The 21,345-nt window shown below is 65.5% G+C and carries 17 protein-coding genes; 3 read left to right on the top strand and 14 right to left on the bottom strand.

Features of this window, described 5'->3' with window-relative positions; all coding sequences use genetic code 11:
* Nucleotides 1-184: 184 nt before the first annotated feature.
* The 11 genes from aspS to SB764_RS10755 all read right to left on the bottom strand — a co-directional run bounded on the left by aspS (nt 185) and on the right by SB764_RS10755 (nt 13,389).
* Nucleotides 185-1,990 carry an aspartate--tRNA ligase gene (aspS, locus tag SB764_RS10805; protein WP_410863532.1) on the bottom strand — a complete coding sequence of 602 codons (1,806 nt, stop codon included), beginning with the start codon at nt 1,988-1,990 and terminating at the stop codon, nt 185-187.
* Between the two features lie 74 nt (nt 1,991-2,064).
* Nucleotides 2,065-2,706, bottom strand: a complete 642-nt coding sequence (locus tag SB764_RS10800; protein WP_065059393.1) for a DUF502 domain-containing protein — start codon at nt 2,704-2,706, stop codon at nt 2,065-2,067.
* A gap of 83 nt (nt 2,707-2,789) precedes the next feature.
* On the bottom strand, nt 2,790-3,158 hold the full coding sequence (locus SB764_RS10795; protein ID WP_410863530.1) for an FmdB family zinc ribbon protein: 369 nt from the start codon (nt 3,156-3,158) through the stop codon (nt 2,790-2,792).
* A gap of 230 nt (nt 3,159-3,388) precedes the next feature.
* A complete protein-coding gene (locus SB764_RS10790; RefSeq protein WP_410863528.1) occupies nt 3,389-4,072 on the bottom strand; it encodes a methyltransferase domain-containing protein in 684 nt (227 codons plus the stop codon).
* A 26-nt stretch (nt 4,073-4,098) separates the two neighbouring features.
* Nucleotides 4,099-5,676, bottom strand: a complete 1,578-nt coding sequence (gene ubiB / locus SB764_RS10785; RefSeq protein ID WP_065059367.1) for a ubiquinone biosynthesis regulatory protein kinase UbiB — start codon at nt 5,674-5,676, stop codon at nt 4,099-4,101.
* Between the two features lie 3 nt (nt 5,677-5,679).
* Entirely contained in the window at nt 5,680-6,351 is a 672-nt protein-coding gene (locus SB764_RS10780; RefSeq protein ID WP_065059368.1) for an SCP2 domain-containing protein, read from the bottom strand.
* 172 nt (nt 6,352-6,523) lie between these two features.
* Entirely contained in the window at nt 6,524-7,537 is a 1,014-nt protein-coding gene (locus tag SB764_RS10775; protein WP_065059369.1) for a Tim44 domain-containing protein, read from the bottom strand.
* A gap of 36 nt (nt 7,538-7,573) precedes the next feature.
* Nucleotides 7,574-8,305, bottom strand: a complete 732-nt coding sequence (ubiE, locus tag SB764_RS10770) for a bifunctional demethylmenaquinone methyltransferase/2-methoxy-6-polyprenyl-1,4-benzoquinol methylase UbiE (RefSeq protein ID WP_065059370.1) — start codon at nt 8,303-8,305, stop codon at nt 7,574-7,576.
* 98 nt (nt 8,306-8,403) lie between these two features.
* Nucleotides 8,404-8,817, bottom strand: coding sequence for a gamma-butyrobetaine hydroxylase-like domain-containing protein (locus SB764_RS10765; protein WP_065059371.1), 414 nt, complete (start codon nt 8,815-8,817; stop codon nt 8,404-8,406).
* Nucleotides 8,818-8,869: 52 nt separating this feature from the next.
* The gene (locus tag SB764_RS10760) at nt 8,870-9,301 is read right to left on the bottom strand and encodes an HIT family protein (protein WP_065059372.1); all 432 of its coding nucleotides are present in this window, start codon (nt 9,299-9,301) and stop codon (nt 8,870-8,872) included.
* Nucleotides 9,302-9,342: 41 nt separating this feature from the next.
* Nucleotides 9,343-13,389, bottom strand: coding sequence for a DUF3683 domain-containing protein (locus tag SB764_RS10755; RefSeq protein WP_124262491.1), 4,047 nt, complete (start codon nt 13,387-13,389; stop codon nt 9,343-9,345).
* Between the two features lie 639 nt (nt 13,390-14,028).
* Here SB764_RS10755 and ilvA point away from each other — a divergent pair.
* The 3 genes from ilvA to queF are packed head-to-tail and all read left to right on the top strand — an operon-like array spanning nt 14,029 to nt 17,357.
* Entirely contained in the window at nt 14,029-15,555 is a 1,527-nt protein-coding gene (gene ilvA, locus SB764_RS10750) for a threonine ammonia-lyase, biosynthetic (protein WP_183038341.1), read from the top strand.
* A gap of 12 nt (nt 15,556-15,567) precedes the next feature.
* A complete protein-coding gene (locus tag SB764_RS10745) occupies nt 15,568-16,536 on the top strand; it encodes a 5'-nucleotidase (RefSeq protein ID WP_074987385.1) in 969 nt (322 codons plus the stop codon).
* On the top strand, nt 16,533-17,357 hold the full coding sequence (gene queF, locus SB764_RS10740) for an NADPH-dependent 7-cyano-7-deazaguanine reductase QueF (RefSeq protein ID WP_065060382.1): 825 nt from the start codon (nt 16,533-16,535) through the stop codon (nt 17,355-17,357). Before SB764_RS10745 ends, queF begins: the two co-directional genes overlap by 4 nt.
* A gap of 110 nt (nt 17,358-17,467) precedes the next feature.
* On the opposite strand, the gene mtgA is transcribed toward queF, so the two are convergent.
* From mtgA to SB764_RS10725, 3 genes are read right to left on the bottom strand one after another with little or no spacing between them, the layout of a single operon-like run.
* Nucleotides 17,468-18,220 (bottom strand): monofunctional biosynthetic peptidoglycan transglycosylase, encoded by a 753-nt coding sequence (gene mtgA, locus SB764_RS10735; RefSeq protein ID WP_065060383.1) that lies wholly within the window; start codon nt 18,218-18,220, stop codon nt 17,468-17,470.
* A gap of 33 nt (nt 18,221-18,253) precedes the next feature.
* On the bottom strand, nt 18,254-19,150 hold the full coding sequence (aroE, locus tag SB764_RS10730; protein ID WP_065060384.1) for a shikimate dehydrogenase: 897 nt from the start codon (nt 19,148-19,150) through the stop codon (nt 18,254-18,256).
* The gene (locus SB764_RS10725; protein WP_410863523.1) at nt 19,147-21,294 is read right to left on the bottom strand and encodes a ribonuclease catalytic domain-containing protein; all 2,148 of its coding nucleotides are present in this window, start codon (nt 21,292-21,294) and stop codon (nt 19,147-19,149) included. Before SB764_RS10725 ends, aroE begins: the two co-directional genes overlap by 4 nt.
* Nucleotides 21,295-21,345: the final 51 nt, after the last annotated feature.

Genomic DNA, 21,345 nt, shown 5'->3' with positions numbered 1-21,345 from the left:
GGGAAAGCAAGTCGTGGTGCGCGGCCTGCGGCACTGTCGTTACCGCTGAGCAGTGTGCGGCGCTCTTGTGAAGGAATTTAACGCAAAAAGCAAAAAAGGCGCACGATGCGCCTTTTTTGTTGCGTTGCAGGACGACGCGCCGGGGCGCGCCGTCTGCACGATGCTGCTCGATACCGATTGCCGCTTACTGCGCCGGCTTCTGCTCGGGCTGACGCAGACGGATGTGCAGTTCCTTGAGCTGACGCTCGTCCACCGGGCTCGGCGCCTGCGTGAGCAGACACTGCGCGCGTTGCGTCTTCGGGAACGCGATCACGTCGCGGATCGAGTCGGCGCCGGCCATCATCGTGACGATGCGGTCCAGACCGAACGCGATACCGCCGTGCGGCGGCGCGCCGTACTGCAGCGCGTCCAGCAGGAAGCCGAACTTCGCGCGCGCTTCTTCCGCACCGATCTTCAGCGCGCGGAACACCTTGCTCTGCACGTCTTCCTGATAGATACGGACCGAACCGCCGCCGATTTCCCAACCGTTCAGCACCATGTCGTAAGCCTTCGCGAGGCAGCGGCCCGGGTCCGTTTCCAGATATTCCAGGTGCTCGTCCTTCGGGCTCGTGAACGGGTGGTGCGCGGCCACGTAGCGGTTTTCTTCCTCGTCGTACTCGAACATCGGGAAGTCGATCACCCACAGCGGCTTCCAGCCCTTCTCGACCAGACCGTTGGCCTTGCCGAATTCCGAATGGCCGACCTTCAGACGCAGCGCGCCCAGGCTGTCGTTCACGACCTTCGCGCGGTCTGCTGCGAAGAAGATGATGTCGCCGTCTTGTGCGCCGGTGCGCTCCAGGATGGCGGCGATCGACGCGTCGTGCAGGTTCTTGACGATCGGGCTTTGCAGACCGTCACGGCCCTTCGCGACTTCGTTGACCTTGATCCAGGCCAGACCCTTCGCGCCGTAGATGCGCACGAATTCCGTGTAGCCGTCGATGTCGCCACGCGAAAGTTCGGCGCCCTTCGGCACGCGCAGTGCGGCCACGCGGCCGTCCTTGCTGTTGGCCGGCGTGCTGAACACCTTGAAGTCCACGTCCTTCATGGCGTCCGTCAGTTCCGTGAATTCGAGCGTCACGCGCAGGTCGGGCTTGTCCGAACCGAAGCGGCTCATGGCTTCCGAGTACGGCATGATCGGGAACTTCGCGTCGAGTTCGACGCCGATCGTTTCCTTGAACACGTGACGCGCCATATCTTCGAACAGGTCACGGATTTCCTGCTCGCCGAGGAACGACGTTTCGCAGTCGATCTGCGTGAATTCCGGCTGACGGTCTGCGCGCAGATCTTCGTCGCGGAAGCACTTGACGATCTGGTAGTAGCGATCGAAGTTCGCGACCATCAGCATCTGCTTGAAGAGCTGCGGCGACTGCGGCAGCGCGAAGAACTGACCCGCGTTCACGCGCGACGGCACGAGGTAGTCGCGCGCGCCTTCCGGCGTGCTCTTCGTGAGCATCGGCGTTTCGATGTCGATGAAGCCGAGCGCGTCGAGATACTTGCGCACGGCCATCGTCACGCGGTAACGCAGACGCAGGTTGTGCTGCATCTGCGGACGGCGCAGGTCGAGCACGCGATGCGTGAGGCGCGTGGTTTCCGAGAGGTTGTCGTCGTCGAGCTGGAACGGCGGCGTGACCGACGGGTTCAGCACCACGATTTCGTGGCACAGCACTTCGATCTTGCCGCTCGTGAGGTTGGCGTTGACCGTGCCTTCCGGACGATTGCGAACCAGACCCTTGACCTGCACGCAGAACTCGTTGCGCACGCCTTCGGCGATCTTGAACATCTCGGCGCGATCCGGGTCGCAGACGACCTGAACGAGGCCTTCGCGGTCGCGCAGGTCGATGAAGATAACGCCGCCGTGGTCGCGGCGGCGCTGCACCCATCCGCACAGCGAAACAGTTTGGCCCAGCAGCTGTTCGGTCACCAGACCGCAGTATTCAGATCTCATCGACATGATGTTCGTCTTTCGTTATGCGTGAATTAAACGGGAAGCGCGCGCACGGTTGCGGCCGAAGCGGCGTCCGGTATTTAAAGCGGGGGATCGATGGGGCGGCGTGCATTCGCGGCCGGCGCGACGACGCCCATCGAAACAATATACTTGAGCGCGGCATCGACCGTCATGTCGAGTTCGATGACTTCGCTCTTCGGCACCATCAGGAAAAAGCCCGACGTGGGATTGGGCGTGGTCGGCACATACACGCTCACGTGATCTTCCTGAAGATGGTTGACCACGTCGCCGCCGGGAATGCCGGTCAGGAACGCGATCGTCCACGAGCCCTTGCGCGGATATTCGATCAGGAGTGCCTTGCGAAAGGCATTGCCGTTGCTCGAAAGCAGTGTATCGGAAACCTGCTGGATGCTGCTGTACAGCGGCCCCACGATCGGGATGCGGCGCACCAGCGCGTTCCACCACTCCACCAGTTTCTGGCCGATGAAGTTGTGCGTGAGCACGCCCACGACAAAAATGAACGCCAGCGTGAGCACCGCGCCGAGACCCGGCAGGCGCATGTGGAACAGGCGCTCGGGCCGCCACGATTCGGGCAGCAGCAACAGCGTCTGATCCATCGTGCCGATGACGAGATTCAGCACCCACAGCGTGATGGCCAGCGGCACCAGCACGAGAAGGCCGGTCAGGAACACCGATTTGAAGGTCGCTTTCTTGATCTTCATGTACACGCCATCCAGGCCGCGCGCGGGCGCGGCGCTTGCGCGGCCCGGCTTCACTCAGGAGGTCTGCCGGACCACAGGGTTTGTCAGGTCGAGCCCGAAGTGCCCGACGCCGCAGGCGCCGCGCTGGTCGTTGCCGCGGCGGCCGGTGCGGCCTGGCTTGAGCCCTCGGACTTGCCGCCTTCCGGCGACGACGCGGCGTCGCCGCTCTTCGCGCCCGTGGCGGCGGCGCTCGTGCCGCTGCTGTTGCCGCCGTTATTGGCATTGCTGTTGCCGCCACGGAAGTCCGTGACGTACCAGCCCGAGCCTTTCAGCTGGAAGCCGGCTGCGGTGACCTGTTTGCGATACGCGTCCGCGCCGCAGCTCGGGCACTGCGTCAGGGGCGCATCGCTGATCTTTTGCAGCACGTCTTTGGCGAAGCCGCACGATTCGCAGCGATAAGCGTAGATCGGCATGATCTCTTTCCTGATGAAACGGATGAAATTCCGGTAAATGCTTGCAAAGCCTTGAATTATAGCCGCAAACGCTCCCCTGGCCTGGTAATTGCCAGGCCGGGTCGTGTGACCGGGGCTACGCAGCAGTTTGGGGCGGATTGCGCGCGATCAAGGGCGTGATCGGCGAGACCGTGCGCGCGCGCGGGTTGAGCGCGTATCCGGCGGCTGTCAAACGCCTGTCGCGCGCGGATTCAGGCCGGCGCCGACGCGTTGCGACGCCACGTGAGCCAGCGCTCGCGGCCCGCGAAAACCGGCAGCGATGCGCTCACCTCGTGCTCGTCGAGCAGCGTGAAATACGGCGTGAGCAGCACGTCCAACTCGGCGCGTTCGATGCCGAACGGCGGCCCCTTGGGCGTGTCGGCGAAGAAGAAAAAGCCCGCCAGCAGCGCGCCCGGCGCGAGCAATTCGGCCATGCGGCGCGCGTAGGCGGGCCGCTGCGCCTTGGGCAGCGCGCAAAGGAATGCACGCTCGAAGATCCAGTCCGGCGCGAACGGCGGACGGTAGGCGTAAAAATCGGCTTCCTCGACGACATCGGCGTAATGGCCCAGCGCGGTGCGCGCGTGGGCGACGGCAGCAGGCGAAAAGTCGATCGCCCGCACGGTGCGGCCGTGCTCGGCGAGCCAGCGCGCTTCCCATGCGTTGCCGCAGCCCGGAATCAGCACGCTGGCTGCGGCGTGCGCCGTGGCGAAGGCTTCGAAGTCCGGCTGCACGCCCGCCTGATCCCACGGGGTGAAGCCGCGCTCGAAGCGCTCGTCCCAGAACGCGGGCGCAGCGGGGTCGCGCGTGGCGAAGTCCGCGGCCGCGCCAGTTTCCGGCGATGGCGTGGATGGTGCGGCTTGATCCGCTTGATCCGCTTGATCCGGTTTTGTCGTCATGTCTCGCTCCTTGTCTGCCGCCCCGCTCAGCCGCCGTAGGCGAACGCCAGCCACATGCGCGCGGCGAGCATGCCGACGCCCACCGCCACGCCGAACACCACGAGCCCCTGCAACAGGCGGTTGGTGCGGCGCTGCTCGGCGAGAATCTGACGCAGCGCGTCGTCGCTGCCGAGGTGAGTGGGATCCTGGCGATGCAGCAGCGCCTGATGCACGAGGCGCGGCAATTGCGGCAGCGTCTTGCTCCATTGCGGCGCCTCGATCTTGAGGCGCTCGAACCAGCCGCGCAAGCCGATCTGCTCGGTCATCCAGCGTTCGAGATACGGCTTCGCGGTCTTCCAGAGATCGAGTTCCGGGTCGAGCGAGCGCCCGAGCCCTTCCACGTTCAGCATGGTCTTTTGCAGCAGCACGAGTTGCGGCTGGATTTCCACGTTGAAGCGGCGCGAGGTCTGGAACAGGCGCAGCAGCACCTGACCGAGCGAAATATCCTTGAGCGCGCGGTCGAAATACGGCTCGCACACCGCGCGGATCGCGCTTTCGAGTTCCTCGACGCGCGTCGTGGGCGGCACCCAGCCCGACTCGATGTGCAGCGTCGCCACGCGATGATAGTCGCGCTTGAAGAACGCGAGAAAGTTCTGCGCGAGGTAGTTTTTGTCGAAGTCCGACAGCGCGCCGACAATGCCGAAATCGAGCGCGATATAACGTCCGAAATGCGCCGGATCGAGGCTCACCTGAATGTTGCCGGGGTGCATGTCGGCGTGGAAAAAACCGTCGCGGAACACCTGCGTGAAGAAGATCTCCACGCCTTCGCGCGCGAGCTTCGGAATGTCCACGCCCGCCGCGCGCAGCTTGTCGACCTGGCTGATCGGCACGCCGACCATGCGCTCCATCACCAGCACGTTGGGCGTGCTGAATTCCCAGTACATCTCGGGCACGAGCAGCAGGTCGAGGCCCGCGAAATTGCGGCGCAGCTGGCTGCCGTTGGCGGCCTCGCGCATCAGATCGAGTTCGTCGTGCAGGTATTTGTCGAATTCGGCCACGACCTCGCGCGGTTTCAGACGCTTGCCGTCGGCCCACAGCCGCTCGGCCCACACGGCGATGTCGCGCAGCAGCAGCAGGTCGGAGTCGATCACGGGCCGCATGTTCGGGCGCAGCACCTTCACCGCCACCGCCTTGCCCGCGTGCTGCCCAGACCTCACCTTCGCGAAGTGCACCTGCGCGATCGAGGCGCTCGCCACCGGCACGCGCTCGAAGTCGTCGAACAGTTCGTCGACGGGCGCGCCCAGCGACTTCTCGATGATGTCGATGGCCACCTTCGAATCGAACGGCGGCACCTGATCCTGTAGCTTGGCGAGTTCGTTGGCGATGTCGAGCGGCAGCAGATCGCGGCGCGTGGAGAGCACCTGGCCGAACTTCACGAAGATCGGGCCGAGGCTTTCGAGCGCGAGACGCAGCCGCACGCCGGGCGGTTGATCGAACTTGCGTCCGATCGTGGTGATGCGCAGCAACAGCCTGACGCGCCGGTCATTGATCCGGCTCAACATCATTTCGTCGAGACCGAAGCGGATGACCGTAAAGAAAATCTTCAGGAAACGCAGAAAACGCATGTCTTAGTTGCCTTGTAGCGGGCCGGTTGTCTGGCTCGGCGCGCGCGGCGCCGCGCTCGAAGGCGTCGATCCCGCGCTGCGCGCTTGTGATTTTTGTTCAAGGCGCTCGATGCGCTTTTCCACGCGCGCAAGTGCATCGCGCGCGCGTGACAGCTCCGTGTTGAAGCCGTCCAGCTCGGCGTGCCGCACGAGTTGCGGATTTTCGTCGAGCAGATATTCGGTGACGGAGCCGAGCACATTGCGCCCGGTGCGAAGGGCCTGCTGGTGCGCGGCGCGCGCGAATGCGGCGACGCGAAACGCACTGGCGTCACCGATCAGCTTCGCGAGATCCTCTTCGGGCTCCCAGCGCAGATGTTCGGCGAGCTTGCCGATGATCTGCGCAAACTCGGCGTCGCCCTCGATCTTCACGTGCTTCATGACGGCCGACTGACCGCCCTGCACGTACGAGGAGAGCGCGCCCGCAGGCACGGAAAGCGCGACGTCGGCATGTTGCGCCTCGTGCTCTTCGACGGCGGCGATATAGCCGTCGGGCTGCACGAGCAGCGTGAGCACGACAGGCGGACACGACAGACGGGCCGTCTTGCCGGCGTAAGGAGCGAGGCGGTCGCGGGCCCACGATTCGCGGGCGAGCAGGTGATTGACAGCGGCGGCGAAGGGCTTGGCGGCGAGAGTCATCGGCGTGGAATCAAAAAAACCCGCGCGGGCATCGAGCTCGCGCGGGTTCCTATTGTAGCGTTCGCGCCGCCGGATCGCCCCGCGCCGCGGCTGGCCGGCAGGCCAGATTCGCCTGCACGCGCGCAGCATCAACCACGCGCGCGTTTTGCTCAGCGCGGCGCGATGCCGCGCATCAGTGCGATTCGACCTGCTGGATACCGGCCAGCAGCCAGCCCTCGCCCGAGCTGCGCGACTTCGAGAGATTCCAGATCTCGACGAACGGCGCGGCCGCCGCGCCCGCTTCCTCGCGGATCAGGCCGGAGAAACGCACGCTCGCGAGGTACTCGTTGCCGCGCTCTTCTACGGCGAGCAGGTCGGCGTTGAGCTGCACGACGTCGGTCTGGTTCGGCTGCGCGCCGCGGCCCGCGAGGTCCACGCGGATCTCGGCGAACATCTCGGGCGTGGTGAATTCGCGGATGTCGTCGATATTGCCCGCATCCCAGGCCGCTTGCAGGCGCACGAAGTAGACCTTGGCGTTGCGCAGAAACGCTTCGCTGTCGAAACCGGCCGGAATGGCGGGCGGCGTGTCGATCTGCGGCGTGCTCAGCGCATTCGCTTCGGGCGCGAGGTACTGGCCCGTGGGCGGCGCCGTGTAGCGCGGCTCCTGCGGGTTGTAGCCGCCCATCTGGCTCAGGTTAGTGTTCAGGTTCGCACCGCCCGTTTGATACGCGGGCTCAGCCGGACGGCGGCGGTTCATGAACTTGCGGATCAGCCAGATGGCCACGAACGCGATCAGCGCGATCACGATCATGTTGGCCATGGCGCCCGCGAACGCTTCACCGAGGCCGAAGTGCGACAGCAGCGCCGCGATGCCCAGACCGGCCGCGAGACCGGCGATAGGACCGAGCCAGCGATTGCGCGCCGGAGCGGCGGCGGGCGTGGGCGCCGGCGAGCCAGGTGCGCGCTGCGCGCCGGCTTGCTGGGCGGGATTCGTGGGGCTGGGCTGCGCGGGCGGCGGCGTGGTGCTGCGCTGCGACGCGACCGAGGATTGCTTGCCGAAGCTGCGGCCGCCACCCATGCGACGGGCTTCAGCGTCGAACGATGCGAAGCTGCCCGCCACCAGCGCGCCGATCACTGCCAGGGTGCCAATCCGCCTCGCCCAAGACATTGAAAGCTTACTGGAAGCATTGTTACGGGTCTCAGGCATGGCGGCATTTCCTTTAAAGACAGATAGTTAGGAACACTAGTACTTTGTCCCGACGTGTAAGGCTACCACGCCAGCTGACAAATTGTAATATTTGACGGCATCGAGGCCGATTTGTTCCATCATCGTCTTCAGGGTTTCCTGGTCCGGATGCATGCGGATCGACTCCGCCAGGTACTGGTAACTGTCCGCATCCTGGGCGAAACGCTTGCCGAGCCACGGCAGCACCTTGAAGGAGTACACGTCGTACGCCTTCTTGAGCGGCTCCCAGACCTTCGAGAATTCGAGCACCATCACGCGGCCGCCCGGCTTGATCACCCGGCGCATTTCCGCGAGCGCGGCGTCCTTGTGCGTCATGTTGCGCAGCCCGAAAGCCACGGTCACGAGGTCGAAGTAGTTGTCCGGAAAGGGAATTTTCTCGGCGTCGCAGAGCAGCGCGGGCGTGATCACGCCTTTGTCGATCAGACGGTCGCGGCCCACGCGCAGCATCGACTCGTTGATGTCGGTGTGCCAGACCTCGCCCGTCGGACCGGCCTTCTTCGCGAACGCCATCGACAGATCGCCGGTGCCGCCCGCGATGTCGAGCACCTTCGCGCCCGGACGGATATTGGCCTGGGCGATCGTGAACGCCTTCCACGCGCGGTGCAGCCCGCCCGACATCAGGTCGTTCATCAGGTCGTAGTTCGAGGCGACCGAGTGGAACACGCCGGCCACCTTCTTCGCCTTGTCCTGTTCGTCGACTGTCTGATAGCCGAAGTGGGTTTTGCTCATCGCGCTCGTCCTTTCGCGGTCTTGTCCGGCTCGCAGCCGGACTTTTTGAATGAAATTCGCCGCGTCGTGGCGCGGCGGCAGGATCGTAACAGGAAGCGTCAGTGGCAGTGGCCGTGCGCGGCAGCGGGCGGCGCCATCGGCGCGTCGCGCTCGACGCCCGCGGCCTTGAGCTTCGCGAAATAGTCGGCCCAGAGCGTGTCCTGCTGCGTGGCCAGTTCGTAGAGCTGGTCCCACGAATAGATGCCGGTATTGTGGCCGTCGGAGAAGGTGGGCTGCAGCGCGTAGTTGCCGACGCCTTCGAGCGCCGTGATGGTCACTTCGCGCTTGCCGGTCTGCAGCGTTTCCTGGCCGGGCCCGTGGCCGCGCACTTCCGCCGAGGGCGAATAAACGCGCATCAGCTCGAACGGGATGCGATAGCTCTGTCCGTTCGCATACTGCAGTTCAAGCACGCGCGACAGCGCATGCACCACGACGCCGGTCGGCACCGGCGTATCGGATTTGAGTCCGCTCATGTTCTTTCCTGTTCGCCCGTCAAGTCCGGCAAGGCTGCCCCGCCGGTCCGGCTCACGCCAGCGCCTGTTCCATTTCCTGCCGCACCGCCTCGCGCAGCAGCGTGGCCTGGGCGCGGCGTTGACCGAGCATCGCTTCCGACACCGTGCGCTGCCGCGGCGCCCACACGGGCAGCGGGAAATGCGCGTCGTTGCTGAAGCGCGGGATCACGTGCCAGTGCACGTGCGGCACCTGGTTGCCGAGACTCGCGAGATTCACCTTCGACGGCTGCATGACGCGGCGCTGCGCCCGCTCGACCGCATACACCGCGCGCATCAGATGTTCCCGGTCGGCGTGCTCGAGATCCGAGAACTCGGCGACGTGCGTATTCCAGATCACCCGGCAAAAGCCCGGATAGTCGATTTCAGCGCTCGCGAGCACGACGCGCAGACGCTCGTCCTCCCACAGCACCTCGCCGCCTTCCTCATTGCAGAATACGCATGCCATCGTCGTCCTCGAACCGTATTACGGAAAAATTAGCCGTGCCATTAAACCAGCACGCGCTCGATTCCGCCATTGTTCGCCTTCTGCACGTAGTCCGCCATCCAGTTCTCGCCGAGCACGTGACGGGCGATCTCCACCACGATGTAGTCGGCTTCGATGTTGGCGTCCTCGTTGTAGCGCGACAGGCCCTGCAGGCACGACGGGCAGCTCGTCAGAATCTTGACGTCCTGCGTCGTGCCCTGGCCGCCCGCTTCCTGCTGCGTGGCCGGCTGCACGCCGTTCGCACCGTTGCCGACGACCGGAATGTCGCGCAGCTTCGCCGCGCCCTTGCGGATTTCCTCTTCCTTGCGGAAGCGCACCTGCGTCGAAACGTCCGGACGCGTGACCGCGAGCGTGCCCGATTCGCCGCAGCAACGATCGTTCTTCTCGATCTTGTAGCCGTCCTTTTCCGAACCCATGAGTTCGTTGACGAGCTTGACCGGGTCGATCGTCTTGATCGGCGTGTGGCACGGGTCGTGATACATGTAGCGCGTGCCGCTCACGCCATCGAGCTTGATGCCCTTCTCGAGCAGGAACTCGTGAATGTCGATGATGCGGCAGCCCGGGAAGATCTTGTCGAATTCATAACCGGCGAGCTGGTCGTAACACGTGCCGCACGACACCACGACGGTCTTGATGTCGAGGTAGTTGAGCGTGTTCGCGACGCGGTGGAACAGCACGCGGTTGTCGGTGACGATCTGCTCGGCCTTGTCGAACTGGCCCGAGCCGCGCTGCGGATAGCCGCAGCACAGATAGCCCGGCGGCAGCACGGTCTGCACGCCGGCTTCCCACAACATCGCCTGGGTGGCAAGCCCGACCTGCGAGAACAGACGCTCCGAGCCGCAGCCCGGGAAGTAGAACACCGCTTCCGAATCGACGCTCGTCGCCTTCGGATTGCGGATGATCGGCACGATCTTGTTGTCTTCGATGTCGAGCAGCGCGCGCGCCGTCTTCTTCGGCAGGTTGCCCGGCATCTTCTTGTTGACGAAGTGGATCACCTGCTCGACCACCGGCGATTTGCCCGTGGATGCGGGCGGATGCGCCGTCTGCTTCTTGACGAACTTCTTCAGCACGTCGTTGCCGAGGCGCTGCGCCTTGTAGCCCACGCCCATCATCGCGGTACGCGCGAGGTTGATGGTCTGCGGATTGGTGGCGTTGAGGAAGAACATGCCCGCCGCGTTGCCCGCGTTGAACTTCTTCTTGCCCATCTTGCGCAGCAGGTTGCGCATGTTCATCGTCACGTCGCCGAAGTCGATCTTGACCGGGCACGGCGTCACGCACTTGTGGCAGACCGTGCAATGGTCGGCCACGTCGTTGAACTCGTCCCAGTGCTTGATCGACACGCCGCGGCGCGTCTGCTCTTCGTACAGGAACGCCTCGACCAGCAGCGAGGTCGCGAGAATCTTGTTGCGCGGGCTGTACAGCAGGTTCGCGCGCGGCACGTGCGTGGCGCACACCGGCTTGCACTTGCCGCAGCGCAGGCAGTCCTTGACCGACTCGGCGATCGCGCCGATGTCGGATTGCTGCATGATCAGCGACTCGTAGCCCATCAGGCCGAATGACGGCGTGTAGGCGTTGCGCAGGTCGGCGCCTTCGAGCAGCTTGCCCGCGTTGAAGCGGCCATGCGGATCGACGCGCTGCTTGTAGGCGCGGAAGTCGGCGATCTCGTCCTCGGTGAGGAATTCGAGCTTGGTGATGCCGATGCCGTGCTCGCCCGAGATCACGCCGTCGAGCGAACGCGCGAGCTTCATGATGCGCGCGACCGCGACGTGCGCGTCCTGCAGCATCTCGTAGTTGTCCGAGTTCACCGGCAGGTTGGTGTGCACGTTGCCGTCGCCGGCGTGCATGTGCAGCGCCACGAACACGCGGCCGCGCAGCACCTTCTTGTGGATCGCCTGGGCTTCGTCGAGGATCGGCTTGAATTCGCCGCCGTTGAAGATCTTGCGCAGTTCGGCGCGGATCTCCTGCTTCCACGAGATGCGCACCGTGCGGTCCTGCGTCACATGGAAAACGTTGACGTCGGGCTGCGCGTCGCAGCGGTCGGCGAACTTCTCCGCCAGCGCTTCGTAGCCCAGTTGCACGAGATAGTGCTGCGCCTCGCGCAGCGGCATGTCGAGCTTGTCGCCGACGAAGGTCCAGCGCTCGCGCACGCGCTTGAGCAGATCGAGCGCCTGCTGCACGCGGTCTTCGAGCAGTTCCGCGCTGGGGATTTCGTTGGCGTCGTCGCTCTTGCCGAGCGGCAGCTTGCCGCCCTTGAAGAACGCTTCGAGCGCGTCGACCAGTTGCAGCTTGTTCTTGATCGACAGTTCGATGTTGATGCGCTCGATGCCGTCCGTGTACTCGCCCATGCGGTTGAGCGGAATCACGACGTCTTCGTTGATCTTGAACGCGTTGGTGTGCTTGGCGATCGCGGCCGTGCGGCTGCGGTCGAGCCAGAAGCGCTTGCGCGCCTCGGCGGAGACGGCCACGAAGCCTTCGCCGCTCTTGCCGTTGGCCATGCGGATCACTTCCGAGGTGGCGGCGGCCACGGCATCGGCGTCGTCGCCGACGATGTCGCCGATCAGCACCATCTTCGGAAACGCGTTGCGCTTGCTCTTGGTCGCGTAGCCCACGGCGCGCAGATAGCGCTCGTCCAGATGCTCCAGACCCGCGAGAATCGCGCCGCCCTGCTTCGACGTTTCGAACAGGTAATCCTTGATTTCGACGATGCTCGGGATCGCCTCGCGCGCCTGGCCGAAGAACTCCAGACAGACCGTGCGCGTGTGCGCGGGCATCTTGTGCAGCACCCAGCGCGCCGACGTGATGAGACCGTCGCAACCTTCCTTCTGGATGCCCGGCAGGCCCGCGAGGAATTTATCGGTCACGTCCTTGCCGAGACCTTCCTTGCGGAACACGCGGCCCGCGATGTCGAGCGACTCCGTGCGCAGCAGCTTTTCGCCCGGCGCGTACTCGCCGTCGAACCACTTCAATTCGAAGCGCGCGACTTCGATGTCGTGGATCTTGCCCATGTTGTGGTCGAGGCGCGTGACTTCGAGCCAGTTGCCCTCGGGGTCGACCATGCGCCACCAGGCGAGGTTGTCGAGCGCCGTGCCCCACAGCACGGCCTTCTTGCCGCCCGCGTTCATGGCGACGTTGCCGCCGATGCACGACGCGTCGAGCGAGGTCGGATCGACCGCGAACACGAAGCCCGCCGCGTCCGCCGCTTCGGTCACGCGGCGCGTGACCACGCCCGCGCCCGAGAAAATCGTCGCGACCTTGCGGTTCACGCCCGGCAGATCGGTCATTTCGACCGGCCCGAGTTGTTCGAGCTTTTCGGTGTTGATGACGGCCGAGAACGGCGTGAGCGGCACCGCGCCGCCCGTGTAGCCCGTGCCGCCTCCGCGCGGGATCACCGTGAGGCCCAGTTCGAAGCAGGCCTTGATGAGGCCCGCGATCTCGGCTTCGGTGTCCGGCGTGAGGACCACGAACGGATATTCCACGCGCCAGTCGGTTGCGTCGGTCACGTGCGAGACGCGCGCAATGCCGTCGAAGCGGATGTTGTCCTTCTGCGTGCGCTTGCCGAGCACCTTGGTGGCGCGGCGGCGCAGATCGGCCATCTTGTCGAATTCGGCGGCGAAGTCCTCGATCGCGCGGCGAGCCGCGCCGATCAGCGTTTCCACGCGCGCGGCGCGCACGACGCCGTCCTGGTCGCTGTGCTCGACGAGGTCGGCGCGACGGCGCTTCTCGATTTCGGCGATACGGTGATTCAGCGCATCGATCAGCATCGCGCGACGCTTCGGGTTGTCGAGCAGATCGTCCTGCAGATACGGATTGCGGCGCACGACCCAGATGTCGCCGAGCACTTCGTACAGCATGCGCGCCGAGCGGCCCGTGCGGCGTTCGCCGCGCAGTTCGGCGAGCGCGTTCCACGCCTCTTCGCCGAGCAGGCGAATGACGATTTCGCGGTCCGAAAAGGACGTGTAGTTGTACGGAATCTCGCGCAGGCGCGGTTCGATGTCGGCGGCCACGGCTGCGGCGGCGCCGTGAGGATCGAAAACTTGAGGTGCGTTCATGGTTGGACGACTCTTTGAGCCAGATCCGCGCGCGGCTTACGGAGCCGATCGGACGGATGCTGACGGGGCGCGTGGGGCGCTATTCTGAAATCGTGTCCGCCGGGGGCACGCTCGTGGCGCGGATGGCTGGGCGGACGAAGGGGTGGGGAAGCATGGCGGCAGCGCTCACGCCGATGGTTCCCCGGCGCTCGGACTTAGCGACACGATCGTGCGTGGCGGGCGTGCCGCTGCGCCGCGGGGCGGGTTTCGCGCCGTGCGGGCATCAAATGGGCTGTCCGAGGTTGCCAGTGCATCTTCCGATCCTTGTTTCAAAAAGCGATTTTAACGCATGATCCGCGCGTGCGCTGACCCTCGGTGGGAAGCCCGCTGACACGTAAGGTTGAATTTCACCCGCCGGCGGGCACGCCTGCGCTCTGCCCTGTGACAGGGCGTCGCGGCGCGGATTAACCGTCCGGGTAGTCGGGAAATGGCGCCGATCAACCTTACCGCTCCTTCGTCGCTTCTGCGTCACTTCTGCGTCGCCGCTTCGCCACGCCTTCGTCACCCGTTCGCCGCCCTGCCCGGCCCGCCAGCGCTGGAGCGGTTGGCGCTATCATCTACGTTTTCCCGTCCCGACCCGCGCCCCCGCGCGCTCCCCGCATGGCTTCCCACGACGATTACCTGAAGAAAGTCCTCACCGCGCGCGTGTACGACGTCGCCCGCGAAACCGAGCTCGAACCCGCGCCGAACCTCTCCGCGCGCATCGGCAACACGGTGCTGCTCAAGCGCGAGGACAACCAGCCGGTCTTCTCGTTCAAGCTGCGCGGCGCGTACAACAAGATGGCGCATCTTTCGCCCGAGCAGCGCGAGCGCGGTGTGATTACCGCGTCGGCGGGCAATCACGCGCAGGGCGTGGCGCTGTCGGCGGCGCGGCTCGGCGTGAAGGCGGTGATCTGCGTGCCGGAAACCACGCCGCAGGTGAAGGTCGATGCCGTGCGCGCGCACGGCGGGCAGACCGTCGAAGTCGTGCAGGCGGGCGAATCCTACAGCGACGCCTACGCCCACGCCGTGCGTCTGCAGGAAGAACGCGGCCTGACCTTCGTGCATCCGTTCGACGATCCGCACGTGATCGCCGGCCAGGGCACCGTCGCGATGGAAGTGCTCAGCAAGCATCAGGCCCCGATTCACGCGATCTTCGTGCCGATCGGCGGCGGCGGTCTGGCGGCGGGCGTGGCCGCGTACGTGAAGGCCGTGCGCCCGGAGATCCGCGTGATCGGCGTGCAGACCGACGACTCGTGCGCGATGGCGCAGTCGCTGAAGGCAGGCAAACGCGTCGAGTTGAGCGAAGTCGGCCTGTTCGCGGACGGCACGGCCGTGAAACTCGTCGGCGAGGAAACCTTCCGGCTGTGCCAGCAGTATCTCGATGAAGTCGTGACCGTCGATACGGACGCGCTCTGCGCCGCGATCAAGGACGTATTCCAGGACACGCGCAGCGTGCTCGAACCGGCGGGCGCGCTGGCCGTGGCGGGCGCGAAGAAGTACGCCGAGCGCGAAGGCATCGCGGGCCAGACGCTGATCGCGATCACGTCGGGCGCGAACATCAACTTCGACCGCATGCGTTTCGTGGCCGAGCGCGCCGAAGTGGGCGAGGCGCGCGAAGCCGTGTTTGCCGTGACGATCCCCGAAGAACGCGGCAGTTTCAAGCGTTTTTGCGAACTCGTCGGCACGCGCAGCGTGACCGAATTCAACTACCGTATCGACGACGCCGAGCGCGCGCATATCTTCGTTGGCGTGCAGATCCGCAATCGCGGCGAATCGCGGCAGATCGCGCAGACCTTCGTCGAGCACGGTTTTCCGTGCGTCGATCTCACCGGCGACGAACTCTCGAAGCAGCACATCCGCTACATGGTCGGCGGCCGTTCGCCGCTCGCGCACGACGAGCGGCTGTTCCGCTTCGAGTTTCCGGAGCGTCCGGGCGCGCTGATGCGCTTCCTCTCGTCGATGGCGCCGAACTGGAACATCAGCCTGTTCCACTACCGCAATCAGGGCGCGGATTACAGCTCGATCCTGGTCGGGATTCAGGTGCCGGCGGCGGAAGACGCGGAGTTCCGCCGCTTCCTCGCCACGCTCGGCTATCCGCATTACGAAGAGACGCAGAATCCGGCGTATCGGTTGTTTCTCTCGTAAAGGCCGACGATCATGGCCGTTTCGCTCACTGACAAGCTGGTCGTCGCGATCTCATCACGTGCGCTGTTCGACTTCGAGGAAGAGAACGGCGTGTACGAAGCCGGCGACCTGCATGCCTACGAGACGCTGCAGCGCGAGCGCCTGCACGTGCCCGCGCGGCCCGGCGTGGCGTTCGCGCTGATCCGCAAGCTGCTCGCGCTGAACAACGGCGCGCATCACGTGGAAGTCGTGATCCTCTCGCGCAGCGATCCGATCAGCGGCTTGCGCACCTTTAACTCGTGCCGCGAGCACGGCCTCGACATTCAGCGCGGCGTGTTCACGCGCGGCCGCGAGCCCTGGCATTACCTCAAGCCGCTGAACGCGTCGCTGTTTCTCTCCGCGAATCCCGACGACGTGCGCGGCGCGCTCGACGCGGGCTTTCCGGCCGCGCGCGTGTTCCCACCGACCGGCGCAAATTCGGCGACAATGGCGGAACGCAACGCGCAGGAAATACGCGTCGCGTTCGACGGCGATGCGGTGCTGTTTTCCGACGAAGCCGAGCAGATCTTCCAGCGCGACGGCCTGGGCGCGTTCGTGAGCCACGAACGGGACAATCGCGAGCTGCCGCTTGCGCAAGGTCCGCTCAAGCCGCTGCTCGAAGCGCTGCACCGGCTGCAGAATCTCGCCGACGCGAACGCGAAGATGCGCATCCGCACCGCGCTCGTCACGGCGCGATCGGCGCCCGCGCACGAACGCGCGATCCGCACACTGATGGCCTGGAACATCGAAATCGACGAAGCGATGTTCCTCGGCGGACTCGACAAAGGCCCGTTCCTGCGCGAGTTCGAACCTGATTTTTTCTTCGACGACCAGATCCGCCATTGCGAATCGGCCCGTTCGGTCACGGCGACCGGACATGTGGCGAGCGGCGTGGCGAATCCCGCCGGCGCGGCGTCCCTCAAGGGCGCGCCCGGCGTCATTACCGAAACCAGCGCATCATGACTCCCGAACAATCGCCGCTCGGCAAGGCTTCCAGCTACACCGAGCAATACGACGCCAAGCTGCTGTTCCCGATCCCGCGTGTGGGCGCGCGTGAACAGATCGGCATCGGCGCGCAACTGCCCTTCTTCGGCACCGATATCTGGAACGCGTACGAACTGTCGTGGCTCAATGCGCGCGGCAAGCCGCAGATCGCCATCGCCACCTTCTTCATTCCCGCCGATTCGCCGAACATCGTCGAATCGAAGTCGTTCAAGCTCTATCTGGGCTCATTCGCGCAGACCAAATTCGAGTCCGCGGACGACGTGCGCGACGTGCTCAAGCGCGACGTATCGGCGGCGTGCGGCGCATCGGTGTCGGTGAAGCTCGATCAGCCGGGCGCGTTCGGCAAAATTCCGTTCGAGGAATTCGACGGTCTCTCAATCGACCGACTCGACCTGGACGCCGAGATCTATCACCCGGACGCCACCCTGCTGAAGGCCGCGCTCGACGAGTCGCCGGTTGAGGAAACGCTGGTCTCCAATCTGCTGAAGTCGAACTGCCCGGTGACCGGCCAGCCCGACTGGGGCAGCGTGCAGATTCACTACGTCGGGCCGCAGATCGATCAGGCCGGCCTGCTGCGCTACATCATCTCGTTCCGCAATCACACGGGCTTCCACGAGCAATGCGCCGAGCGCATCTTCATGGACATCCTGCGCGAGTGCAAACCGGATCGTCTCGCGGTCTACGCGCGCTACACGCGACGCGGCGGACTCGACATCAATCCGTTCCGCACCAACTTCAACATGCCGATGCCGGACAACGCGCGACTGGCGCGTCAATAAGCGCGGTTTGCGCGCAGTTCGCACGCAGTTAGCACGTCATGGAAAGCACAAAGCGCCGGCAAGACCGGCGCTTTGTTTTTATCCGCGAGGATCGGTGAACGAAGCGATCGCTATTGCTGCGACGGCGGCAACTCCGCCGCGCCCATGCGCCGCGCGATCACGCCAGCGCGCTGCGAAAGATAAGCCGAATTGCGATGTTCGTCGAAATACTTGGGACGCGGCAGCATGACCGCGAGCCGCGCCGACTGCCACGGCGTGAGCTTCGCCGCCGTCGTGCGGTAGTAGTAGCGCGCCGCCGCCTGCGCGCCGTAGACGCCGTTGCCCCACTCCACCGAATTCAAATAGATCTCGAAGATGCGCTCCTTGTCGAGGAGCGTCTCCAGCATCCACGTGATGATGAGTTCCTGGCCTTTGCGGATATAGCTTTTCTCGCGCGACAGAAAGAGGTTGCGCGCGAGTTGCTGCGTGATCGTCGATCCGCCGCGCACGATGTGGCCGCGCTTCTTGTTGCGCTCCCACGCCTGCAGGATGGCGTCGGTTTCGTAGCCGTTGTTATTGACGAAGTTGGCGTCCTCGGACGCGATGATCGCGCGCTTGAGGTTGCGCGAGATCTGATCGTACGGCACCCACTGATGCTGGATGTCGAGGTTCGGACGATCGGCGGCGAGGCCGGCCGCATCGGTGCGCATGAACGCCGTCGACTGCGGATCGACGACATTCCACGCGGCGATCTGCGCGAAATAGTAGAACTGCAGCGCGATCCACGCGACGCCGAACACCAGCGCCGCATAGACGATCCAGCGCAGCGCGCCGACTCGGTCTGGCGCGCGCTGCACCCGCCGGTTTGCCGCCGCTGTGCGCATGGATCGCGTCTCCCGTGACCGCTGCTGCTGTTGTCAGGCCTGCGCCGCTTGCGCCGCGATCTGCGCACGCAGTGCGGCGAGCACCGGCGCGCCCGTGGGACGCACACCGCGCCACACGAAGAACGATTCGGCGGCCTGCTCGACCAGCATGCCCAGACCGTCCGAGGCACGCGCGCCGAGCGATTCGGCGTGACGCATGAAGACCGTCGGCTGGGCGCCGTACATCATGTCGTACGCGAGCGTTGCCGTGCCGAACGCACGATCGTCGCATTCGGGCAGCGCGGCGTCGAGACTGCCCGCCGTCGCGTTCACGATTACGTCGTAGGGTTTCGGATCGACCGCGTGCGGACCGCCGCCGTTGATCAGGCAGCCGAACGTCTGCGCCGAGCCCGCGAACTGCTCGATCAGCGCATGCGCCTTGTGCGCCGTGCGATTGACGATGGTGATCTCGCGCGGCAGGCATTCGAGCATCGGCAGCACGACGCCGCGCGCCGCGCCGCCCGCGCCGAGCAGCAGCACGCGCGCGCCCTTGAGCGACACGCCCAGATTCACCTCGATGTCGCGAACGAGACCGAAACCATCGGTGTTGTCGCCGAAAATGCCGTCTTCGTCGAAGCGCAGCGTATTCACCGCGCCCGCCGCCGCCGCACGCGGCGACAGACGATGCGCGAGCGCGTGCGCTTCGAGCTTGAACGGCACGGTCACATTCAGACCGCGCCCGCCCGCTGCGCGAAACGCCTGCACATGCTCGACGAAACCGTCGAGCGGCGCGAGCAGCCGGTCGTAGTCGACGGCTTCACCGGTCTCCTGCGCGAATTGCGCGTGGATCGCGGGCGATTTGCTGTGCGCCACCGGATTGCCGACGACCGCATAGCGGTCGCGATGCTGCGTCGGCGTTTGCGATTGCGATTGCGTCTGATCGGCGCTCATGCGCGCGGCTCCGTCTCGTGCTGTTCTGCCTGCTGTTCTGCTTGCTGCTCGCCCGCGTCTTCCTGCGCATCGGTTGCGGCGTCGCTCGCGCCGTCCGCTGCATCGGATTCGGCGAGCGCTTCCGCTTCGCTCTGCGCGGAGTCGTCGGCGGCTTCGATCAGCTCTTCGTCGTCGCCCGACTCTTCCTCGGGCTGCTCGCCGCTCGTCACGACCGGCGCGTCGAGCACGCGCAGCATGCGCACGGACGCCTCGATGGTCAGCTCGTCGATCGACATCACTTCCATCATCAGACGCGTGCCGCGCGCGTGCACGCCGAGCGCGGGCACATGCATCAGCAGCGGCACTTCCTCGAAGCGCACGAGGTCGTCCTTGACGACCGTCGCCGGGAATTCGCGACGCGGCTCGACGCCGCCGTCACCGCGCATTTCCTGCTGGAGCCAGCGCAGGCACCAGAAGTACTCCATGCGGCGCTGGTGATCGGCATAGGCCGTGTAGGTTTCGTCGAAGCCCTGCACGACGGCGAACAGGTCGGCGTCCTTGGGCTTGAACGGCGCGACCAGCTTGGCGGCCACGCCATGCTCCACGCACGCGAGCAACTGCCACTGGTTCACGAGGTCGACGTAACGGCGCAGCGGCGACGTGCTCCACGCGTACTGTGCGACGCCGAGGCCTTCGTGCGGCGCGGCGTTGGTCTGCATGCGCGTGCGCTTCGGCCCCGTGGGCGCGCCGAACGCGCGCTGCGTGCGGTAGATGCCCGGCACGCCGTGATCGTTGAGGAACGCGCCCCACGTGGAGTTGGCGAGAATCGCCAGTTCCGCGACGATCATGTCGAGCGGCGAGCCGCGGCGGCGCGGCGTAATGTTGACGTGCTCGCCTTCCACGTAGAAGTTGTAGTCGGTGTTGCGCTGCACTTCGCGGCGCAGGCCGTAACCGGCGCGCGCGGCCTGGCGCTTCTCGAACAACGCCTGCGCGAACGGCCACAGCACGGCGATGTCGTCCTTGTGCGGATATTCGCCCGTGCCCGCCGCGAGCGTTTCTTCCGTCACCACTTCGTCGAGCGTGTTGTGACGCAGGTTGCTCTTCACGAACACGCGCTCGGCGCGCGTTTCGGTCGCCACGATTTCCTGCGTCTCGCGGTTCACGAGGCAGTAGAGCGACAGCGCCGGGCGCATGCCGCCTTCCTTGAGCGTGAAGGCGTCGACGAAATCGTCGGGCAGCATGGTGATCTTGTCGCCGGGCATGTAGACCGTCGACAGACGCGTGCGCGCGATGGCGTCCGCCGTGTCGCCACGCGCGATGCCGAGCGCCGGCGCCGCGATGTGGATACCGATGCGCACGCGGCCGTCGGCCAGATGCTCGATGGAGAACGCGTCGTCGATTTCGGTCGTGGTGACGTCGTCGATCGAGAAGGCCTGCACCTGCTCGACCGCGTCCGGCAGCCAGTCGGGCAGCGCGCCGACCGCGACCGGCGGGAAACCGGTGCCGTGCGGGAAGAATTCAGCGAGGAAACGCGCTTCGTGCAGCGCACGCGGCGAGGCGATGCCGCCGCATTCGAGCATCAGGCGCGGCATGGAAATGCCACGCGCGGCGGCCGCCGCTTCGAGCGCCTTGTACTCGATGGTGTTCTTGTCGGGCTTCGTGAGCAGGCCGAGCGCCTTGTCCTTGAGCGCCTCGGGCAGACGGCCCGCCTTCAGTTCGTCTTCGTAGCCGGCCTGCACGAGCGCCTGCTGACGCTTGCGTTCGAGCGACGCGAGCGCCATCTTGAGCTGCTCCTCGGGCGCGCGCTGATACTGGCCGCGGCCCTTGCGGCGGAAGTACACGGGCGAGCCGTGCAGACGCAGCACGAGCGCAGCGCGCTCGACCGGGCCGTAGGTTTCGCCGAAGTACTCGCTCGCGAGCGTGGTGTAGGTGAATTCCTCGGCCGGCGCGCATTCCCACAGGAAATCGAGGTCGATTTCCTGCGCGGCGGCGTCCGCCTGCTCCAACAGATCCGCGGCTGCGGGCTTCTCGAACTCGATCAGCACGTCCTTGGCGCGCACCTTCGCGCGGCGTCCGCCCGGCAACTCGACCTGAAACGCATCGCCCTGCTTCGACAGCACGCTGCCGGCCTTGAAACTGCCCGATTCCTCAAAGAAAACGTTCACTCAACACTCTCGTCTGACTTGCTTCGACCGCGGGCGCGGCGCGCCCAGACG

The sequence above is a fragment of the Paraburkholderia sp. SIMBA_027 genome (genome assembly GCF_046535315.1).
Taxonomy (GTDB): domain Bacteria; phylum Pseudomonadota; class Gammaproteobacteria; order Burkholderiales; family Burkholderiaceae; genus Paraburkholderia; species Paraburkholderia tropica.
The sequence above is the reverse complement of the archived record's forward strand: the minus strand, read 5'-3'. Positions and strand labels throughout refer to the sequence as shown.

Excerpts from the sequence above, each read along its gene's own strand:
- SB764_RS10760 (WP_065059372.1), bottom strand. The coding sequence starts at position 9,301 with ATGGCATGCGTATTCTGCAATGAGGAAGGCGGCGAGGTGCTGTGGGAG.
- SB764_RS10775 (WP_065059369.1), bottom strand. The coding sequence starts at position 7,537 with ATGCCTGAGACCCGTAACAATGCTTCCAGTAAGCTTTCAATGTCTTGG.
- SB764_RS10765 (WP_065059371.1), bottom strand. The coding sequence starts at position 8,817 with ATGAGCGGACTCAAATCCGATACGCCGGTGCCGACCGGCGTCGTGGTG.
- aroE (WP_065060384.1), bottom strand. The coding sequence starts at position 19,150 with ATGAGCGCCGATCAGACGCAATCGCAATCGCAAACGCCGACGCAGCAT.
- aspS (WP_410863532.1), bottom strand. The coding sequence starts at position 1,990 with ATGTCGATGAGATCTGAATACTGCGGTCTGGTGACCGAACAGCTGCTG.
- ilvA (WP_183038341.1), top strand. The coding sequence starts at position 14,029 with ATGGCTTCCCACGACGATTACCTGAAGAAAGTCCTCACCGCGCGCGTG.
- ubiE (WP_065059370.1), bottom strand. The coding sequence starts at position 8,305 with ATGAGCAAAACCCACTTCGGCTATCAGACAGTCGACGAACAGGACAAG.
- SB764_RS10780 (WP_065059368.1), bottom strand. The coding sequence starts at position 6,351 with ATGACTCTCGCCGCCAAGCCCTTCGCCGCCGCTGTCAATCACCTGCTC.
- SB764_RS10795 (WP_410863530.1), bottom strand. The coding sequence starts at position 3,158 with ATGCCGATCTACGCTTATCGCTGCGAATCGTGCGGCTTCGCCAAAGAC.
- SB764_RS10745 (WP_074987385.1), top strand. The coding sequence starts at position 15,568 with ATGGCCGTTTCGCTCACTGACAAGCTGGTCGTCGCGATCTCATCACGT.
- ubiB (WP_065059367.1), bottom strand. The coding sequence starts at position 5,676 with ATGCGTTTTCTGCGTTTCCTGAAGATTTTCTTTACGGTCATCCGCTTC.
- SB764_RS10790 (WP_410863528.1), bottom strand. The coding sequence starts at position 4,072 with ATGACGACAAAACCGGATCAAGCGGATCAAGCGGATCAAGCCGCACCA.
- SB764_RS10800 (WP_065059393.1), bottom strand. The coding sequence starts at position 2,706 with ATGAAGATCAAGAAAGCGACCTTCAAATCGGTGTTCCTGACCGGCCTT.
- queF (WP_065060382.1), top strand. The coding sequence starts at position 16,533 with ATGACTCCCGAACAATCGCCGCTCGGCAAGGCTTCCAGCTACACCGAG.
- mtgA (WP_065060383.1), bottom strand. The coding sequence starts at position 18,220 with ATGCGCACAGCGGCGGCAAACCGGCGGGTGCAGCGCGCGCCAGACCGA.
- SB764_RS10755 (WP_124262491.1), bottom strand. The coding sequence starts at position 13,389 with ATGAACGCACCTCAAGTTTTCGATCCTCACGGCGCCGCCGCAGCCGTG.